Origin of the sequence: Lysobacter niastensis (assembly GCF_015453285.1) — a bacterium.
Classification (GTDB): Bacteria; Pseudomonadota; Gammaproteobacteria; order Xanthomonadales; family Xanthomonadaceae; genus Lysobacter_J; species Lysobacter_J niastensis.
The window spans coordinates 312,042-330,110 of sequence record NZ_JADLZT010000005.1 but is presented as its reverse complement, the minus strand read 5'-3'; the positions used below and the strand labels follow the sequence as shown (position 1 = coordinate 330,110).

General features: G+C 66.9%; 15 protein-coding genes. 3 read left to right on the top strand and 12 right to left on the bottom strand.

The annotated features are described in order from the left end of the window. From IU514_RS10775 to IU514_RS10740, 8 genes are all read right to left on the bottom strand, one after another. Entirely contained in the window at positions 1-822 is an 822-nt protein-coding gene (locus IU514_RS10775) for a carbohydrate ABC transporter permease (protein WP_194931104.1), read from the bottom strand. A gap of 4 nt (positions 823-826) precedes the next feature. Beyond that, positions 827-1,681, bottom strand: a complete 855-nt coding sequence (locus IU514_RS10770) for a carbohydrate ABC transporter permease (RefSeq protein ID WP_194931172.1) — start codon at positions 1,679-1,681, stop codon at positions 827-829. A 23-nt stretch (positions 1,682-1,704) separates the two neighbouring features. After that, on the bottom strand, positions 1,705-3,015 hold the full coding sequence (locus tag IU514_RS10765; protein WP_386761302.1) for a sugar ABC transporter substrate-binding protein: 1,311 nt from the start codon (positions 3,013-3,015) through the stop codon (positions 1,705-1,707). Next, a complete protein-coding gene (locus IU514_RS10760; protein ID WP_194931103.1) occupies positions 3,015-4,628 on the bottom strand; it encodes a glucoamylase family protein in 1,614 nt (537 codons plus the stop codon). Before IU514_RS10760 ends, IU514_RS10765 begins: the two co-directional genes overlap by 1 nt. Before the next feature lie 70 nt (positions 4,629-4,698). After that, a complete protein-coding gene (locus IU514_RS10755; protein ID WP_194931102.1) occupies positions 4,699-7,734 on the bottom strand; it encodes a TonB-dependent receptor in 3,036 nt (1,011 codons plus the stop codon). 62 nt (positions 7,735-7,796) lie between these two features. After that, positions 7,797-8,804: a LacI family DNA-binding transcriptional regulator gene (locus IU514_RS10750; protein ID WP_324187817.1), complete on the bottom strand. Its 1,008-nt coding sequence runs from the start codon at positions 8,802-8,804 to the stop codon at positions 7,797-7,799. Between the two features lie 170 nt (positions 8,805-8,974). Next, positions 8,975-9,283, bottom strand: coding sequence for a BolA family protein (locus IU514_RS10745; RefSeq protein ID WP_324187816.1), 309 nt, complete (start codon positions 9,281-9,283; stop codon positions 8,975-8,977). Further along, a complete protein-coding gene (locus tag IU514_RS10740; RefSeq protein ID WP_194931101.1) occupies positions 9,280-9,579 on the bottom strand; it encodes a YciI family protein in 300 nt (99 codons plus the stop codon). The genes IU514_RS10745 and IU514_RS10740 overlap by 4 nt, the downstream gene beginning before the upstream one ends. A 384-nt stretch (positions 9,580-9,963) precedes the next feature. Between IU514_RS10740 and IU514_RS10735 the strand changes: the two genes are divergently transcribed. The 3 genes from IU514_RS10735 (at position 9,964) to IU514_RS10725 (ending at position 13,599) form a co-directional block, all read left to right on the top strand. Then, positions 9,964-10,893 carry a segregation and condensation protein A gene (locus tag IU514_RS10735; RefSeq protein WP_194931100.1) on the top strand — a complete coding sequence of 310 codons (930 nt, stop codon included), beginning with the start codon at positions 9,964-9,966 and terminating at the stop codon, positions 10,891-10,893. A gap of 98 nt (positions 10,894-10,991) precedes the next feature. After that, complete coding sequence (scpB, locus tag IU514_RS10730) at positions 10,992-11,960, top strand: SMC-Scp complex subunit ScpB (RefSeq protein ID WP_194931099.1); 969 nt, start codon at positions 10,992-10,994, stop codon at positions 11,958-11,960. Further along, positions 11,953-13,599 carry a pseudouridine synthase gene (locus tag IU514_RS10725; protein WP_194931098.1) on the top strand — a complete coding sequence of 549 codons (1,647 nt, stop codon included), beginning with the start codon at positions 11,953-11,955 and terminating at the stop codon, positions 13,597-13,599. The genes scpB and IU514_RS10725 overlap by 8 nt, the downstream gene beginning before the upstream one ends. Before the next feature lie 70 nt (positions 13,600-13,669). Here IU514_RS10725 and IU514_RS10720 read toward each other — a convergent pair whose 3' ends face one another. The 4 genes from IU514_RS10720 to IU514_RS10705 form a co-directional block, all read right to left on the bottom strand. After that, the gene (locus tag IU514_RS10720; RefSeq protein ID WP_194931097.1) at positions 13,670-14,050 is read right to left on the bottom strand and encodes a VOC family protein; all 381 of its coding nucleotides are present in this window, start codon (positions 14,048-14,050) and stop codon (positions 13,670-13,672) included. 16 nt (positions 14,051-14,066) lie between these two features. Further along, the gene (locus IU514_RS10715; protein ID WP_194931096.1) at positions 14,067-14,828 is read right to left on the bottom strand and encodes a slipin family protein; all 762 of its coding nucleotides are present in this window, start codon (positions 14,826-14,828) and stop codon (positions 14,067-14,069) included. A 19-nt stretch (positions 14,829-14,847) separates the two neighbouring features. Continuing rightward, on the bottom strand, positions 14,848-16,260 hold the full coding sequence (locus IU514_RS10710) for an NfeD family protein (RefSeq protein WP_194931095.1): 1,413 nt from the start codon (positions 16,258-16,260) through the stop codon (positions 14,848-14,850). Between the two features lie 93 nt (positions 16,261-16,353). Continuing rightward, positions 16,354-18,048: a mechanosensitive ion channel family protein gene (locus IU514_RS10705; protein ID WP_194931094.1), complete on the bottom strand. Its 1,695-nt coding sequence runs from the start codon at positions 18,046-18,048 to the stop codon at positions 16,354-16,356. Between the last annotated feature and the right edge of the window lie 21 nt (positions 18,049-18,069).

Here is an 18,069-nt window from a genome sequence, read left to right as displayed (position 1 = left end):
CTAACCCTTCACGCTGCCCAGCAACAGGCCTTGCAGGTAGTAGCGCTGCAGTACGAGGAACAGGAACAGCACCGGCAGCACGGTCACCACCGAGCCGGCCATCATCAGCTCGTTGTCCTGCACGTGCTCGCGGGACAACGTTGCCAGCGCCACGGGCAGCGTGTGCAGCTGGCTGTCGCTCAGCACGATGAGCGGCCACATGAAGTCGTTCCACGAGGCCAGGAACACGAAGATGGCCAGGGTCACCAGGATCGGCTTGAGCACCGGCAGCACGATCTGGAAGAAGATCCGCAGCTCGCCGGCCCCGTCGATGCGAGCCGCCTCGAGCAGTTCGTCCGGAATCGAGCGCGCGTATTGGCGGACCAGGAAGATGCCGAACACGCCGGCCATGCCCGGCACGATGGCTCCGGCGTAGCTGTTGACCAGTCCCAACTGCTTCAGCATCAGGAACAGCGGCATCATCGTGACCTGCGCCGGGATCACGAGTACCGCCAGCAGGACCTGGAACACCCGCTCACGGCCTGCAAAACGCAGCTTGGCGAATGCGTAGCCCGCCATCGTGTTTAGCAGCAGCGCGATCAGCGTCGTCAGCAGCGCGATCAGGAAACTGTTGAAGAGGTATCGCCCCATGCCGACCCGGGCGAACAGCTCGTGGTAGTTGTGCAGCGTCGGCTCCGCCGGCAGCAGCGTCGGCGGGAAATGACTGGCCTCGCCCGGCTGCATGAAACTCACCGACAGCATCCACAACAGCGGCGCCAGACTCAGCAGCGCCAGGCCGGCAAGCAATCCATGAACGATGGCCTTCGCGAGACGTGGACTCATGGCGTCACTCCACGCCCTTGCGGCGGGCGAACCACATCAGGCCGCTGGTGGTCGCGGTCATCAGCACGAACAGCAGGAACGCGACGGCCGAGGCGTTGCCCAGGTTCCACCATTTGAAGCCTTCCTCGTACATCAGGTAGAGCACGCTCACCGTGCTCTGCAGCGGCCCGCCCAGCGTGATCACGTACGGCTCGGCAAACAGCTGGAAATAACCGGCCATCGTCAGGATGCCGACCAGCAGGAGCACCGGGCCCAGCATGGGCAGCGTCACGTGCCAGAACTGCCGCGCCGGCGTCGCGCCATCGATGCGCGCGGCTTCGTACAGATCCTCGGGGATCGACTGCAGCCCGGCGAGGAGGATGATCATGTTGTAGCCGAAGTTCTTCCACACCGCGAACAGGATGATCATCGGCATCGCCCAGTGCGGGTCGCCAAGCCAGTCGATGGGATCCACTCCGAGGAACGACAGCGCCCAGTTCACCAGGCCGTAGCGGGTGTGGAACAGGTATTTCCAGATCACCGCCACCGCGACCACCGTCGTCACCACCGGCGCGAAATAGGCAGTGCGGAAGAATGGCTTGAAGCGGGCGAGCTTCGAATGCAGCAGCAGTGCTGCACCCAGCGACATCGCGATCGACAGCGGCACACCCACCGCAACGAAATACAGCGTGTTACCTAGCGCCTTCCAGAACAGCGGGTTCTGCAACAGTTGCGAGTAGTTGTGCAAACCGACGAAGCGCAGGTTGCCGAGATCGGCGAGCGCGTAGATGTCGAAATCGGTCAGGCTGAGCGCGAACGCGGCCAGCACCGGCAACCCGAAGAACAGCGCGATCACCACCAGTGCAGGTGCGGCGAACATCCAACCGGCGGTCGAAGCGCGGATCACGGCGCCGTTCCGAGGGTGTGATGATCCAACATCCAGCGCCGCTTCTCGAGGATCGCGTCGGCACGGCGATCCAGCTCGACGGCGGCTTCGTCCACGCTCAGCCGGCGATTGGCGAGTTCTTCGCCAACCAGCTTGATCTCGTTGGCGATGCGCTCCCATTCGGGCACCTTCGGGACCGCCCGCACGCGCTCGAGCTGGTCGCGGAAGGCTCGCGCGTAGGGATCGCCTGCCAGCGCCGGCGCCTGCCAGGCACTGCGCCGCGACGGCAGGTTGCCGGTCATCGCGTGGAAGCGCACCTGCATCGCGGAATCCGACAGGAACGCCACCAGTTTCCACGCTGCTTCGGGACGCCGGGCCTGCTTGAACACCACGAAACTGGCACCGCCTGCGACCGACGCGCCCGGGCCGTTCTCGCCTGGCAACGCCATCGTCATCCAGTCGCCGGCCAGGTCTGGCGGCAAACGCTTGCGGAACTCGGCGATGTTCCAGGGGCCGTTGATGTAGTAGCTGAAGTAGCCGCGGCCGAACTCATCCCACACGTTGGCGATCTGGCGGTTCGTGGCGACCGGGGCAAGCTGCTCGTCGAACATGTCGCGGTAGAACGCCAGCGCGCGCTTGAAGCCCGCGCTGCGGAAGTTGCCGTAGCGGCCGTCGTCGCGAAGCAGCGGCTCCGACGACTGGATGCCCAGGTTGAGCAGCGGCTCATGCTCGTTGAGCGGCAGCAGGATGGCGTAGCGGTCCGGCCCCACCTCGCGCTTGATCGCCTCGAGCGCGCGCTTCCATTCGGCCCAGGTCTGTGGCGGCGCCTTGACTCCGGCGCGTTCGGCGATGTCGCGGCGGTAGAACGGCAATCGGGTTTCCACGTACCACGGCACCGCGTAGGTCGTGTCGCCGATGACGCCGGTGTCCCAGGCGCCCGGAAAATAGTCGCTGGCCTGCAGCGAGGGCGTGGCGGCGATGCTGGCATCGAGCGGCTGGAGCGCATCGAGCAGCGCGAACTCGGAGACCCAGGTATTGCCGATCGCGCATACGTCCGGCAGCGCGTCGCCAGCGAACGCGGTCAACAGCTTCTCGTGGGCGGCCGTGATGGGCAGTTGCTGCAGTTCGACACGGATGCCGGGGTTGCGCCGCTCGAACTCGGGGATCAGCTGGGCGACGACTTCACCCTCGTAACCCATCGCCCAGAAACGCACGACCTCGCGGCCGTCATCCCGATGCCCGCAACCGCCGAGCAGTGCCAGAAGGGCGAGCAACAGCACGAGGCCGAGCCGGCTTCGCCACGCCTTGACGGCTGGCGTCGCGACGATCAACGCGCCTGCTCCGCCTTGGCCGGCTCCCTGGCTTTCGGTTCTTTCTTGCCATTGGTCTGCTTGCCGGCCGCGGCCTCAGGTTCGGCTGGCAATGGCTCGGTCTTCACGCCGGCCGATCCGGACTCTGGCTGAGGTTCGAGCCAGCCACCACGGAATCCCGCCTTCTCCAGCCCGGCGCGGATATACGGATTGCGCTTCATCACGTTCCAGACGAACTCGCTCCGGTAGTTCGCGATCATTGCCAGGATCGGCCCTTGGTCGATGCCGATGTAGTCGCTCGCCACCCAGCCCTCGCCGGGCACCAGGCGTCCGGTCTTGAGCGGAACGTCGTACTCGAAGCTCGGGTTGAACGAGTCGAGGAAGCCGTAGCTGGAATACAGGAACTCGCCATAGCGCTGGTGCATCTGCACCGTCGCCGGGATTACGATCTCCGGCGCGAACGGCAGTGACGCGACCGCTGCCGTCGGCGCGATGGTGCCGTCGTCGAAAGTGTCGCGAATGCCTGCGCCACGGGCGGAGTAGTGGCGGAACTGGCGCTTCTCGCCCTGGTACTCCTGCAGCGTGTGCTGCGGACCGTCGCTGGCGGTCAGGCCCCAGACGTTCTCGCCATAGCCCTTCCAGCGCAGCGGGTTGGCGATCGCATAGGCGCGGTGCGCATAGGCGGCGCGGCGGCTGTTCTCGAAGTAGTCGATGCCGCGCTCCCGCATGAAGTCATCCTGTATGCCGCGGAAGTCGATCCACACATGGCTGTATTGATGACCAAACAGCGGACCGAACGACAGGTATTCCTCGTCCTCGAACTTGCCCCAGCTGTCGGCATAGCTGCGGCTCCATGCCTCCCAGGCCTCGGGCCCGACCGCATGGGTCGGCGATCCCATCGCCAGTATGTACAGCATCATTGCTTCGTTGTAGCCGACCCAGTCGTGCTTGATCACGCCGCTCTCGGGGAACCAGCCCATCGAGATCAGAGGCTTGTTCTTCTGCAGCCAGGTCCACTCGACGCCGCGATACAACTCGTCGGCCAGCGCGCGGATCTTCTTCTCGCGCGGGTCTTCCTTGTCGTAGTACGACTGCGCGAACAGCACGCCCATCATCAGCAGCGCGGTGTCCACGCTCGACAGCTCCACCCAGCTCTGGAAGCGCTGGCCGGTCTGCATGTCGAGGAAGTGGTAATAGAAGCCGTGATAGCCACCCTTGCCGGTGCGCTGAGGCCCCTTCGGCAGCTTTTTCAGGAACTCCAGCGTCAGCAGCGTGCGGTCGACCGCCTGCGTGCGGTTTACCCATCCCCTCTCCACGCCGATGGGGTACGCCGTCAACGCAAATCCGACCGAAGCGATGCTCGCAAACGGCCGCGACGGATAGCGGTCCGGCGTCAGTCCGTTCTGCTCGTTGGTGGTGTCCCAGAAGAACTGGAAGGTGCGCTTCTCGATGTCGCGGAACAGCGGCGGCAGCTCGGGCCGCGTTTCCTTGAGCGGCTCGACCTGAACCGGCGGCGCGGTCTCGATCGGAATGGGCGTGGATGCCGGCTCGGACTTGCGGCAGCCCCCGGCCACGACCAGCGCCGCCACCAGCGGGACCAGCATCCAGTTGCGATGGAACTTATCCAGCATCACTACGTCTTCTTGAAATATCCGTTGTCGCATCCCCCCGGCCGCACCACGCGGCCGGGGAAGCGATGCATTACCAGGAAATGCCAAACGACAGCTTGAACGAGCGTGTCGGTAGCGTTATCTCATCGTTGTGCTTGCCGTAATTGGCATCGATGACGCCATCGACGCCCCGGAAGTTGTTGAAGCCGCTCCAGTTGCGCGCGTCCGTGACGTTGAACACGTCGCCGCGGATCATGTACTTGATCCCGGCACCGGTGTCGAAGGACTTCTGCACGGCGATGTCCCACTGGAAGAAATCGGCATCGTCGAAGTACGCCGAATCGATGGTTCCGAAGGCGCAGTTGTCCAGTCCTGCCGGAGTCGGCTCCGTGCAATCCAGAATGTCCTTCGCGATCGGACTGCTCCAGAGCACCTTGGTGGAGAAGTTGAAGCCCCAGCGCTCGTAGATGCCGGTGCCGACGAAGCGGTGCTTCGGTATGCCGACCGAGGCGACCCACGGATGGTCGTCCAGGTTCGGATAGTCGAACACGTAGTGCTCGTCGGTATTGGCGGCGTTGGCGCGATTCTCCTCGCCGTCGCTGAAGGTGTAGGCCAGCGTCACGCCCCAGGGCGATTCCGCCGTGAGCGGCTTTTCTGCCCACAGCAGCAGCTGGTTGAGCTTGGTCTCGACGCCGTTGTCGGCCTTGATCAGCGTGCCGAAGCCCGGAATGCCGTTACCGAACGGCGCGCCGCCGAAGGTGCGGCCAGGCCCGTAGAACGTGCCGTCGGGGTAGCGGTTGCCCAGCGAGAAGATGATGCCGTCGTGGCTCTCGATGCGGACGATGGTCGCCGAGGTGTTCCAGTCGACATTGCCCAGCTTGATGGCATTGCGCATACCGAGGCTGAACTGGTCGGAGTACGGCACCTTGAGGTCATTGTTCATCAGGTTGACCTCGGAGCCGCGATTGGGGTTCGCGGCCACCAGCGCGTACAGCTGTTCCTGGTCGAGGAAGCGCGGATCCCAGTTGAAGCAGCGCACGTTGTCGACGGTGCACGGATTACCCGGCGTATTGAACAGCAACGAGTACGACGGGAACGTGCTCTTGGACTGCTCCAGCGCCAGGTAATCGAACAGGTTGCGGTCGTAGGCGCGGCCGGCGCCGCCGAAGATCACGTGGCGCTGGTCGGCGAACAGGTCGTAGGAGAAGCCCACGCGCGGCTGCCAGGCGTCCTTGAAAGCATCGCGGTTGCCGCCGGTGCTGATGTAGTCCTCGATGTCGTAGTCCACGCCCGGCTGGTGGATGTTGCTCCAGCCGCGCAGCGCGGCGACCAGATTGGCCGGCGTCACGAAGTCCTCGTAGCTCGGCGTCTTCTCGTAGTCGTAGCGCAGGCCGAGGTTGATGATCAGCTTGTCGTTGACCTCCCAGTCGTCCTGGAAGTAGATGCCATACTGCTTGTTCTTCGAGGTGATGTTGCGATCACCCGTGCCCGGGAGCGGTGCGCCGAAGCGCACCTCGAAGGGCTGGAAGTTCGCCAGCGCGGTATTGCCCATCAGGATGACGTTGGCCGGGTAGTTGATCGAGTACTGCGCGTTGAACGGCTGCTGTTCGAACGCGTTGATTTCGACCGACTTGTACTTGAAGCCGCCCTTCAGGGTGTGGCCGTCGATACCTGTGAAAGTCAGGTCATCCTGGAAGCCCCAGCCCTCCTGGCCCTTGTCCTGGAAGTCCTGGCCGCCGCCAACATTCAGCACGGTACGACGCTGGTTGTCCTGGATGATGAAGCCCGGTGCCAGCGTTATTGCGCGAGGATTGAACTTCTCGTCCTCGTGCGTGACGTGCATGTCATTGAGCCAGTTGGTGTTGCTCCATTGGTAGCGCAGGTCCAGGCGCGTGCTTTCGTTGATGTTGGTTTTGCCGTAGCTGTCGGTGTTGAGGCCGCCGAGGTCGGTGATCTCGTCTTCCTTGCGATCCTTGGCGCTGAGCTCGACCAGGTTGTTGTCGTTGACCTGCCAGGTCAGCTTGCCGAACCACAGGTCCTCGTTGAACGGCTCGGAGGTCGGACCGGTCAATGCCAGGAGTTCAGGCGTCAAGGAGATGCCGGCCGGAAGCGGACCCGGCGCGATCGTGTCCGGCGTCTCGAACTCCTTGGATTCATAGGTGACGAAGAAGAACAGCCTGTCGCGCAGGATCGGGCCGCCAAACGCAGCGCCGTACTGGGTTTCGCCCGACGGGCTCTTCGTGCCCGCACGCTCTTCCGCGGGCGTCGGCGTGCGCCATTCGGGAATGCCGGTCTTGTCCCAGAAGAAGTCGCCATGGAAGTCGTTGGTGCCCGACTTGGTCACGGCCGTTACCGCCGCGCTGCTGATCTGGTCGTACTCCGCCTTGTAGTTGGAGGTGATGACCTTGTATTCGCCGATCGCCAGCTGCGGGAACGGGTTGCCCTTGCTCTGGTCCTGGCCGCTCACGCCACCCTTGAGCACGTAGTTCTTCTGGCCCACGCCATCGATGAAGACGTTGATGCCGTTGGAACTCTGCGCGCCGCTGCGCAGCTGCGTGGTGCTGTTGCCGCGGCGGTCGAAGATCATGCCCGGAACGATGTCGGCAAACGCCAGGAAGTTGCGCGACGCCTGCGGCAGCGATTCGATCTGCACCTGCGAGATGTAGGTGGCCACCTCCGGCGTCTTGGTTTCGAACACCGGCGCCGCCGTGACCGTCACCGCCTCCATTGTCGTGGCCGCGCCAGGCGCCGCCGTTTCGGCAACGCCGCCCGTGGAGAGGTTCAGCGTGGCAGTCTGGCCGACCTTCAGTGTCACCACCTGCGAATTGGTCCTGCCGCCCGCTGTGACGTCGATGCGATAGTCGCCGGGCGGCAGGCCGCCGACGTTGTAGCTGCCGTCACCGGACGCCTGCACCCGGCGGGTCAGGCCGGTAGCGACGTTGGTCGCTGTCACCTGCGCGTCGGTGGCCGGGACGGAATCGACCGTCACCTGGCCGCGGATCGTCGCGCCGGTGCTCTGCGCGAGCGCGGCAGGCGCGGCGACGACCAGGCAGCTGGCCAGCGCGCAGGCGAGCAGCGTGCGCGACGGCCGGCGATGGGGATGCGCGGAATACCGATTGGATTTCATGTTTCACCCCTCCCAAAGAAATGGAACCGTTTCTTGTTGTTGGATTGCTTATGAAACTTCGATCATGCGTCTGCGCGCCGCCGTGACGCGCTCGACTCGCGGACGATGAGCTCCGGCGTCAGTGCCTGCGGTTGCGGTGCCACGACCACACCTTCCGCAAGGCGCGCGATCAGCATCCGCGCGGCGCGTGCCCCCAGTTCGGAAATATTGACGCGCACGGTGCTCAGGCTCGGGCGCACGTAGCGCGCCATCGGGATGTCGTCGAAACCGGCCAGGGCGACGTCTTCCGGCACCTGCACGCCTGCGTGGGCGAACGCGAAGAGGCAACCCAGCGCCATCATGTCGTTGGCGGCGAACACCGCGTCCGGGCGCTGTGCTGCATCGAGCAGCGCCAAGCCGGCGCGGTGCCCCGAGGCCTCGTCGAAATCGCCGGGCACGACCCAGGACTCCGCATCGGGAGCGAAGCGCTTCAACGCCTCGCGGTAGCCGCGCAGGCGCTCGTGCGCGTCGAAGTTGCCAGCCGGCCCGGCAATGAAGGCGATGCGGCGATGTCCGCACATCACCAGATGCTCGACCATCGCGAACGCACCGCCGTAGTTGTCCACGCCGAGCGCGGCCACGCTTTCGCCCTGGCACTGCGAGTTGATCAGCACCATCGGCAGGCTGTCGTCGAGGACCGCCGGCGCTTCCATGTAGGGCGACATCACCAGCAGGCCGTCGACGCGTCCTCGCATCGCACGCAGGGCCGCACCCTGCTCTTCCGGGTCGCCGTGGTAGCTGGAGACCAGCAGATGCAGGCCGTGCTCGCGGGCGGCCTGGTCGATGCCGCGCATCAGTTCCGAGAAGAACTCGCCATGCAGGTCGGGCAGGACCACGCCCAGTGTCTGGGTGCGGCGGCTGCTGAGGCTGCGGGCGGCTGCGTGGGGGGTGTAGCGCAGCTCACGGGCGGCCGCGAACACGCGGTTGCGGACCTCCTCGGCCACGTTGCCATGGCCGTTGAGCGCACGGGAGACGGTGGCCACCGAGACCTGGGCCACGCGAGCCACATCCTTGATCGTTACGTTCGCCACGTCCTGCCCGCCCTCCGCGGTGGAAGCGGGCCGAATGTAAACGTTTACAAGCCGAAGTGTAAAGCGATCGTTAGAGAGCGCCGCGATACCGCTGAAAAGCCCTGAAACCGGTGTTTTTCAGAGCACGCGCATGCTGCGCCGCGACATGCGCCATGCGGTCCGGTCCGGCCTCAACCGGCCTCGTCCGGAGTCCGGGCACGGATCGCCAAGGCATGGATGTCGGTCGTCATCAGATCGCCGACCGCGGCGTAGACGGCACGATGGCGGGCGATCGCGTTCATTCCCACGAACGCCGGACTGATGATGTCGACCCGGAAATGGCCGCGCCCGTCCGCGGCGCCGGCATGGCCGGCGTGCAGATGGCTCTCGTCCTCGACCTGGAGCGACTGCGGCGCCAGGGCCGCCTCCAGCACGCGGCGGATCGCCGCTTCCCGCTGCTCGCGCGGCAGCGGGCCCGTGCTCTCGGCAGCACGGTTCACGGCAGCACCTTGCGGAATGGCCGCACTTCGACCCTCGCATAGACCCCGGCCGCCACGTAGGGGTCGGCATCGGCCCAGGCGCGCGCCGCCTCCAGTGACTCGAACTCGGCGATGACCACGCTGCCGCTGAAGCCCGCCGGGCCCGGATCCTCGGCATCGATCGCCGGGCACGGCCCCGCCAGCAGCAGCCGCCCCTGGTCGCGCAGCGCGGTCAACCGCGCCAGATGCTCCGGCCGGGCCTGCAGCCGGCGCGCCAGCACGCCTTCACCGTCGTATCCCTCGATCACGTACCACATGAGTGCCGCTTCTCCTGCTCCAAGTGCCTGATGAATTGTAGCCAGCGATGTTCCCGGTGCCGCTGGACACCGCCATGGCGAGGCCGTAACCTAGCCTTCAATTGCACGAGGCCGGACGCAGCGGCCCGTCGCGACAGGCCCCCCACACCGTCGCCACGCACGCACCTGAATGGTGCGTCGCTGCACTCCGCGGCCCGCGCCCGCAACCGTGATCGCCCCGACGCCACGCCCTTCCGCGTGACGCGCAGGCCCTCAGCCGTTCGGGCTCAGCACCGACTTCAAGCAGTCGACTTTCAAGCAGTCCGTTACACCCGATGGCGACCGTCCCAGGCCGCCAGCACCGTAGCGATAGCAGTGCCGACGGCCCGGAGGGGCCGCCCCCGAATGACCGAAGAACGCGCAGCCGACGCGAACGATCCGCAGAACGTGCCCGGCCCCACCCAGGCCTCCACGCACCCGCAGCAGCAGGAAATGCCGCTTGCGATGGTGCACGGACAGCCCGTGCTGCAGATCCCGCAGGACCTGTACATCCCGCCGGATGCCCTCGAGGTGATCCTCGAAGCATTCGAGGGACCGCTCGACCTGCTGCTGTACCTGATCCGCCGGCAGAACCTGGACATCCTCGACATCCCGGTGGCGGACATCACCCGCCAGTACGTCGATTACATCCAGGCCATGCACGAGATGCGCTTCGAGCTGGCCGCCGACTACCTGGTCATGGCCGCGATGCTGGCCGAGATCAAGTCGCGCATGCTGCTGCCGCGCTCGGCCAACGAGGAAGGCGAGGAGGACGACCCGCGCGCCGACCTGGTCCGCCGCCTGCAGGAGTACGAGCGCTTCAAGAAGGCGGCCGAGGACATCGATTCCCTGCCCCGCCAGGAGCGCGACACCGCCCCGGTGCAGGCCTTCGTCCCGGACCGGGCCGCCGTACGCCTGCCGCCTCCGGTGGAGCTGAAGGAAATGCTGCTGGCGCTGCACGACGTGCTCAAGCGCGCCGAGCTGTTCACCCAGCACGCGATCAAGCGCGACGCGCTGAGCGTGCGCCAGCGCATGGGCGAGCTGCTGGAGCGGATGAAAGGCGGCGCCTTCCATCGCTTCGAGTCGCTGTTCACCGCCGAGGAAGGAAAGCTCGGCGTGGTCGTGACCTTCCTCGGCCTGCTGACGCTGGCCAAGGAGCAGCTGGTCGAGATCATCCAGGAAGGACCGCTGATGCCGATCTACGTCAAGTCGCTAGCCGTCATCAGCGAGGGCGAGGAGATCGAGCTCAGCAGCGAGTTCGACGAACCGGCAGCGAACGATGACTCCCCGGTGTAAGCACACCGTGGCCCGTCGCTCCCCCGCAGGCCTCCCGCCTGTACGGGAATGACGCGCAACAGCAACAGCCAACGAGCCCAGAGAACCTCATCCTGCTCATGGATCAACAACTCATCACCCGCATCATCGAGGCTGCGCTGCTTGCCTCGAACCAGCCGCTGACGCTGGTGCAGCTCAATGCGCTGTTCCCCGAGGACCAGCCGCCGCCGGCCGACAGCGTCGAGCAGGCGCTGGAGACGCTGCGCGAGGCGAGCGCCGGCCGTGGCGTCGAGCTGGTCGAGGTGGCCTCGGGCTTCCGCTTCCAGGTCCAGGCCGACGTGCACCCGTGGGTGGCGCGCCTGTGGACCGAGCGCCAGACCCGCTACACCCGCGCCACGCTGGAGACGCTGGCCCTGATCGCCTACCGCCAGCCGATCACGCGCGGCGAGATCGAGCAGGTCCGTGGCGTCGCGGTCAACAGCAACATCATCAAGGCGCTGGAAGAGCGCGAGTGGATCCGCGTCGTCGGCCACCGCGACGTGCCTGGCAAGCCGGCCCTGTTCGGCACCACCAAGGGCTTCCTCGATTACTTCGGCCTCAAGCGGCTGGACGAGTTGCCGCCGCTGTCGGAACTGAAGGACATCGGCGAACTGGAACCGCAACTGCAGCTGGAAGGCGCCCCGATCGCAGCCGGCGGCATCGCCACCGGCGACGAGGTCCAGGCCTCCAATGCCGATGACGCTGGCGAAGCGGGCACCGGCGAAAACGCAGGTGAAGCCGGCATGCAGGATTCCGGCGACACCGGGTCGGACGAGCCCGCCGGCACCGATGCCGATCCCGGCATCGATACCGACACCCATGACCAGGCCGATGGCGACATCGGCGATGGCGAAAACGCAGGCGACGAGATCGCCAGCGACGACACCGAATACGCCCCCGAGGGCGACCCCGAAGCCGCGCCGGGCGAGCGCGCGGCGGACGCGAACGATCCCGAGCAAGACACCCACGCCGTCGAGACGACGACCGTTCCCGAGCAGGATGAAGACGAAGCCGAACTGGCCGAGTCGGAGCAAGTGAAACATGACTGAGCAAAAGAGCCGCAAGCTCACCCTCAAGCGCATCACCGAGACCACCACGGAAGCACCGCGGCTGGAAGAACGCCTGCACAAGGTCCTGGCCCAGGCCGGACTCGGCTCGCGCCGCGCACTGGAACAGCGCATCGCCGACGGCCTGGTCAAGGTCAACGGCGAGGTCGCGCAGGTCGGCATGAGCGTCAAGAGCGGCGACAAGATCGAACTCGACGGTCGCCAGTTCGTCGCCAGCGCGCTGACCGAAGCCGCACGCGTGCTGATGTACAACAAGCCCGAAGGCGAAGTGACCACGCGCGAGGATCCCGAAGGCCGTCCGACCATCTTCGAGGCCCTGCCCGCGCTCAAGGGCGCCCGCTGGATCGCGATCGGCCGACTCGACATCAACACCACCGGCCTGCTGCTGCTGACCACCGACGGTGAACTCGCCAATGCGCTGATGCACCCGTCGTTCGAGGTCGAGCGCGAGTACGTCTGCCGCGTGCGCGCGCCGGAAGGCCAGGAGCACGTGCCCGACAACATCATCGACCGCCTCGGCCGTGGCGTCGCGCTGGAAGACGGTCCGGCCAAGTTCGACGAGATCGAGCGTATTGGCGGCAGCGATTCGCACGACTGGTTCCGCGTCGTCGTGAAGGAAGGCCGCAACCGCGAAGTGCGCCGTTTGTGGGAGTCGCAGGGCTGCCAGGTGAGCCGCCTCAAGCGCATCCGCTACGGCGAGGTCTCGCTGCCGCGCGAACTGCTGCGCGGCCAGTCGCGCGAGCTGGCGGCCGATGCGGTCGAGTCGCTGCGCGGCAAGCTCGGCCTGGAAGACGGCACGCCGTCGGCACTGACGCTGCAGCCGGTGATCGGACAGCGCAAGGCCGCCAAGTCGACGCTGCACTTCAGCGGCGCCGGCGAACGCTCGCACGGCTATGTCGGCGGCCACAACACGGCCGACGAAGGCCGCGAGCTGCGCCGTTTCGACCATGTGCGTGAAGACCGGGGCGGCCGCGGCCGCGGCGGTCCGCGCAAGCACGGCGGCTTGACGGTGAGCGGCGAGGCCGCCGCCAAGCAGTCGCACAAGCCGTTCAAGCAGCGCAAGGAAAAGGGCCCCAGGCCGTTGCCGGAAGGCAATCCGGCGGCGTTCCGCACCTGGTACGTGCCCGAAGGCGTCGATACCGGCCCGAGCGGTCACCGCAATCCCGATGGCGCGCGCGGCCCGAAGAAGCCTTATGGCGGCAAGCCCGGCGGTTCCCGTCCGGGTGGCGGCGGCCAGGGTCGCGGCGAGCGTGGTCCCGGTGGTGGTGGCGGTTTCGGCGGCGAGCGCAGCGGCGGCGGCGGCGGCGGTTATGGCGAACGCCGCGGTCCGGGTGGTGGCGGCCAGGGCCAAGGCCAGGGTCAGCGCAGTCCGCGTCCTTATGGGCATCCGGGCAATGCACCGAGCTTCCCGTCCGACCACGCCAATCCCGGCAGCTTCAATCCTTACGGCGACAAGCCGCGCGCCCCGCGTCCGGGCGGCAAGCCCGGCGGTCGTCCGGGCGGTGGCCGTCCGGGTGGCGGTCCGCGCCCGGCGGGTGGTCCGCGTCCCGCCGGCGGCCCGCGTCCGGGCGGCCCGCGTGGTGGCGGCCGACCCGGCGGTGGCCGCGGTCCGCGCGGCTGATCGCGACAAAAGCTGATCGCAATGAAGAAGGGCGCCGACAGGCGCCCTTCTCTTTTGGTGCCGCAGCCGCTCAATCCCAACGCGTAGCGTTCCTGGGGAATCCCGGGCGTTGAACGCGCACGACGCAGAAACGCTGACCGGTGGGAGCCTGCATCACGACCCAGCGCTCCAGCCGATCCACGACCACGGCTCCCAACGCCTCCAGGCGGGCGACCTCGGCAGGAATGTCGTCGGTCTCGATGTCGATGTGGACCCGGCTCTCGTGTTCGACGCGCTGGATCTGCACCAGAGGTTCATCCGGAGGCGTTGCCAGCATCCGGTAGTTGCCGCGGGAGCCCGGATGTCCCGGGTCCATCGCACGGCCCAGCGCTTCGGCCCAGAACCGGGCAGCCTCGTCGACATCCGGCGTGCGGCAATCGATCAGCAGTGCACAAAGACGCGAGTGGTGCATGGCGCTCTCCTGCCCGTCAGGATCCCTGTGCCTTCGACCTCGACAAGACCGAGTCGATCAGGTCGATTGGAAGCGGAAACACGATCGTCGAACTTTTCTCCCCGGCGATCTCCGTCAACGTCTGCAGGTAGCGCAACTGGATCGCGCGCGGGTCACCGCCGAGCAGTCTGGCTGCCTCGACCAGCTTCTCCGCGGCCTGCTGCTCGCCTTCGGCATGGATGATCTTCGCGCGGCGCAGTCGCTCTGCCTCCGCCTGGCGCGCGATCGCCCGCACCATCGTCTCGTTGAGGTCGACGCGTTTGATCTCGACGTTGGCGACCTTGATGCCCCAGGCATCGGTCTGCGCATCGAGGATGTTGCGGATGTCGTCGTTGAGCTTTTCGCGCTCGGCGAGCATCTCGTCGAGATCGTGCTGGCCCAGCACCGAACGCAGCGTGGTCTGCGCGAGCTGGCTGGTGGCCTCGTAGAAGTGTTCGACGTTGATGATGGCCTTCTGCGGATCGACGACGCGGAAGTACACCACCGCATTGACCTGCACCGACACGTTGTCGCGCGAGATCACGTCCTGCGGCGGCACGTCCATCACCACCGTGCGCAGGTCGACGCGCACCATCTGCTGCACGATGGGTATCAGCACGATCAGTCCGGGGCCCTTCACTTTCCAGAAGCGGCCAAGCTGGAACACCACGCCACGCTCGTACTCGCGCAGCACCTTGATCGCACTGGCGGCCAGCACGGCCACCAGCAGGATCAGCGGGAAATACAGGGGGAGGTACATGTCCGCACTCCTCGTTGGGTCATCGGGCATCGCCCGCTGCGCCGGACGGCGCGACGCGCAGCACCAGGCCGTCCAGCGCCAGCACGCGCACGGGCTCGCCGCGCCGCACCGGAACATCCGACACTGCCTGCCATTCCTCGCCGCGTATGCGCACCTGGCCGCGGCCGTGGAAATCCCGCGTCGCTACCGCGGTGTGGCCGACGAGTTCCTCCACGCCGGTGACGACCGGGCGCCGCCGCGCGCGTGCCGCGAGCCAGATCATTCCCATGAACGCCACCGCGCTGGCCGCGCCGATGCCGGCGACCAGCCGCCCGGGCACGCCGAAGCCCGGCACATCGGTGTCGAACATGATCAGCGTGCCGACCACCAGCGCGACCACGCCACCGATGCCCAGGGCGCCGAAACTGGGCATCACGAACTCCACCGCGATCAACACCACGCCCAGCGAGATCAGGCCGATGCCGGCGTAGTTCACCGGCAGCACCTGGAATGCATACAGCGCCAGCAGCAGGCAGATCGCGCCGACCACGCCCGGCAGCACCGCGCCCGGGCTGTAGCCTTCGAACACCAGTCCATACAGGCCGACCAGCAACAGCAGGTAGGCCACCGTCGGCTCGGTGATCACCGCGAGCAGTCGCGCACGCCAGTCGGGTTCCAGCATTCGCACCGGTTGTCCGGCCGTCGCCAGAACGACCTCGCGGTGCGCGAGCCGGACGCGCCGCCCGTCGGCCTCGCGCAGCAAGGTCGGAAGGTCTGCAGCGACGAACTCGATCACGCCCTGCGCCGCCGCCTGGCTGGCGGTCAACGTGGCAGCGTCACGCACCGCGGCCTCTGCAAACGCTGTATTGCGCCCCCGCAGTTCCGCAAGACTCCGCAGATACCCGACCGCGTCGTTGACGACCTTGCGCGACATCGGATCGGCGGGGGCTTCCGGTTTCGCAGGAGTGCCTTTCCCATCTTGCGGCGGCCCAGGTTTTCCGGGCTCGCGCTCGCCGCCCGGCATCGGTCCCGGCGCGGGACCGCCCATCGAGACCGGCGTTGCCGCGCCCAGCGACGTGGCCGGCGCCATCGCGGCCAGGTGACAGGCATAAAGGATGTAAGTGCCAGCGCTGGCCGCGCGTGCGCCCTCGGGCGCCACCCAGGCGATCACCGGCACCTCCGAGGCAAGGATGGCTCGGTTGATGTCGCGCGTTGCGGCGTCCAGCCCTCCGGGGGTGTCGATTCGCAACACGACCGCGCGTGCGTTGTTGTCGCGGGCGCGCTCGAGGCCGTGGACGATGAAATCCCGTGTCGCCGGACCGATGCCGCCCTTGATGTCGAGCAGCACGACTTCGCCGCGCGTTCCGCCGGCAGGTGCCGGCGGGGCAGCTTGCAGGACCGGAACCAGCATCAGGATGCCGGCCAGGCACCAGGCTCGAATCGCCTTGCTCATCGCTGTTGGCAGCCGGCGCGAGGCCGGCCACCGCAGAAACAGTAGACACCCTGCCCCGTTAACGCAGCGGAAGCATGGCGCGGCGAGCCAAGGTCAGGAGGCGGTACCGCCTTCCGGGCGCTGGCCGTCGGTGTTCCCCGGCGCATCCGGGGCCGCCGGCGCCACATGCCACTGGTCGCGCGGCACCCACACCTTCTGCTCAGGCTGCGCCTCGAAGTTGGGCGACATGATCTGCACGCCGAACTCGTTGAAAGCGTCCTGGATCTCCGCGTGCAACCGCGACAGCGCGTGCGGCCGTTCCTTCGGATCGGCGACCGCGACGTTGAGCTGGTAGTTGACATAGAAGTCCGTCAACTCCGACTGCAGCACGAAGGGCTTGTGCCCCGGGAGCAACTGCGGCGTGCGCGCGGCGGCGAGCTGCAGGAGCGCATGCACCTGCCGCCACGGCGCGTCGTAACCGATCGTGACGCTGGTGGTGACCAGCAGCCCGCCCTCGGCGGCGTGCCGCGTGTAGTTGCGCACCGGCGTGGCGGCCAGCGTGCTGTTGGGGATGGTGATCTCCTCGCGCGTGCGCGTGACCATCTTCAGCGAGAACGTACCGATGTGGGTCACCATGCCCTCGTTCTCGCCGATGCGGACGATGTCGCCGGGGCGCACCGCGCGCGAGTACAGCGCGATGAAGCCGCTGACGATCTGGCTGATCACGCCGGCCGAACCCAGCGACAGCATCAGGCCGACGAACACGCTGACGCCCTTGAACGCCTCGGTCTTGGAACCCGGGATGTAGGGATAGGCGACCGTGACCGCGAACAGCCAGATCACCCAGCTCACCAGCCGCCGCGTGGTCGGCACGGCGCTGGGCTCGAGCCAGTCGACCGTGAACGCGCCGGTCTCGACGCCGCGGAACCACGTGCCGACCAGGCGCACGATGCCGCGCGTGATCAGGAAGATCAGCGCGAGCATCAGCAGCGACGGGATCGCGTGGACGAAACTGCGCCCGAGATCCGAGGCCCCATCGACCAGGTACTGCCCCAGCGCCCGCCCCCATGGCCGGCTGTAGGGAAAACGCGTCAGCACGTAACCTAGCCAGACGTAGGTGAAGAACAGCACCAGCAGCAGGCGCAGGCCGCGGAAGCCGAAGCGCACCGTCGTGGAGGTCACCGCGTGGACATCGACGCCCCGCAACGGCACCGGCCCCGCTGCGCGTGCTGCCGCCGCCTGCACACGCAACCGCAGCCATTCGCTGGCGCGGGCGATCGACCACAGCAGCAGCGCGTACAACAGGGTCGCCAGCACGACGAGGCCGATGTTGCGCAGCAGCCCGGTGACGCTGCGTGCCTCCCGGCGTTCCTTCAGTATCTGCCGGAAACGTTGCAGCACCTGCGGCGCCACCTGTTCCAACGCCGCCCGGTCCGGCGCATCGGCATCGCCCGGCCGCAGCGCGAACAGGATCTGGTTGTCCTGCAGGAACATCACGCCCGAATCCGCGCCCACCTGCGTCCACTCGGCGCGAATCGCATCCGGTTCGAGTTCGTCGATGGCCTCCGCGATCCGGTCCGTCGCGCGCTCCGCACGCACCTGCGGTGTCAGGCCGCGGTACGGAACCTCCAGCCTCACCAGTTCCTGGTTCCAGACCCGGATGGGTGCCGCGCGGGTCGTTTCCGGAGCCGGTGCAGCGGCGGCCGTTTTGACAGGCTCCGCCGTTGGCGAGGCGGGACCAGCCGCCCAGGCCGTCGTCATCGAGGCCAGCATCAGCACGCTGCCGGCCAGCAAGCTTCGTATGCGCATCATCGGTTCCCCGCCCAGCGT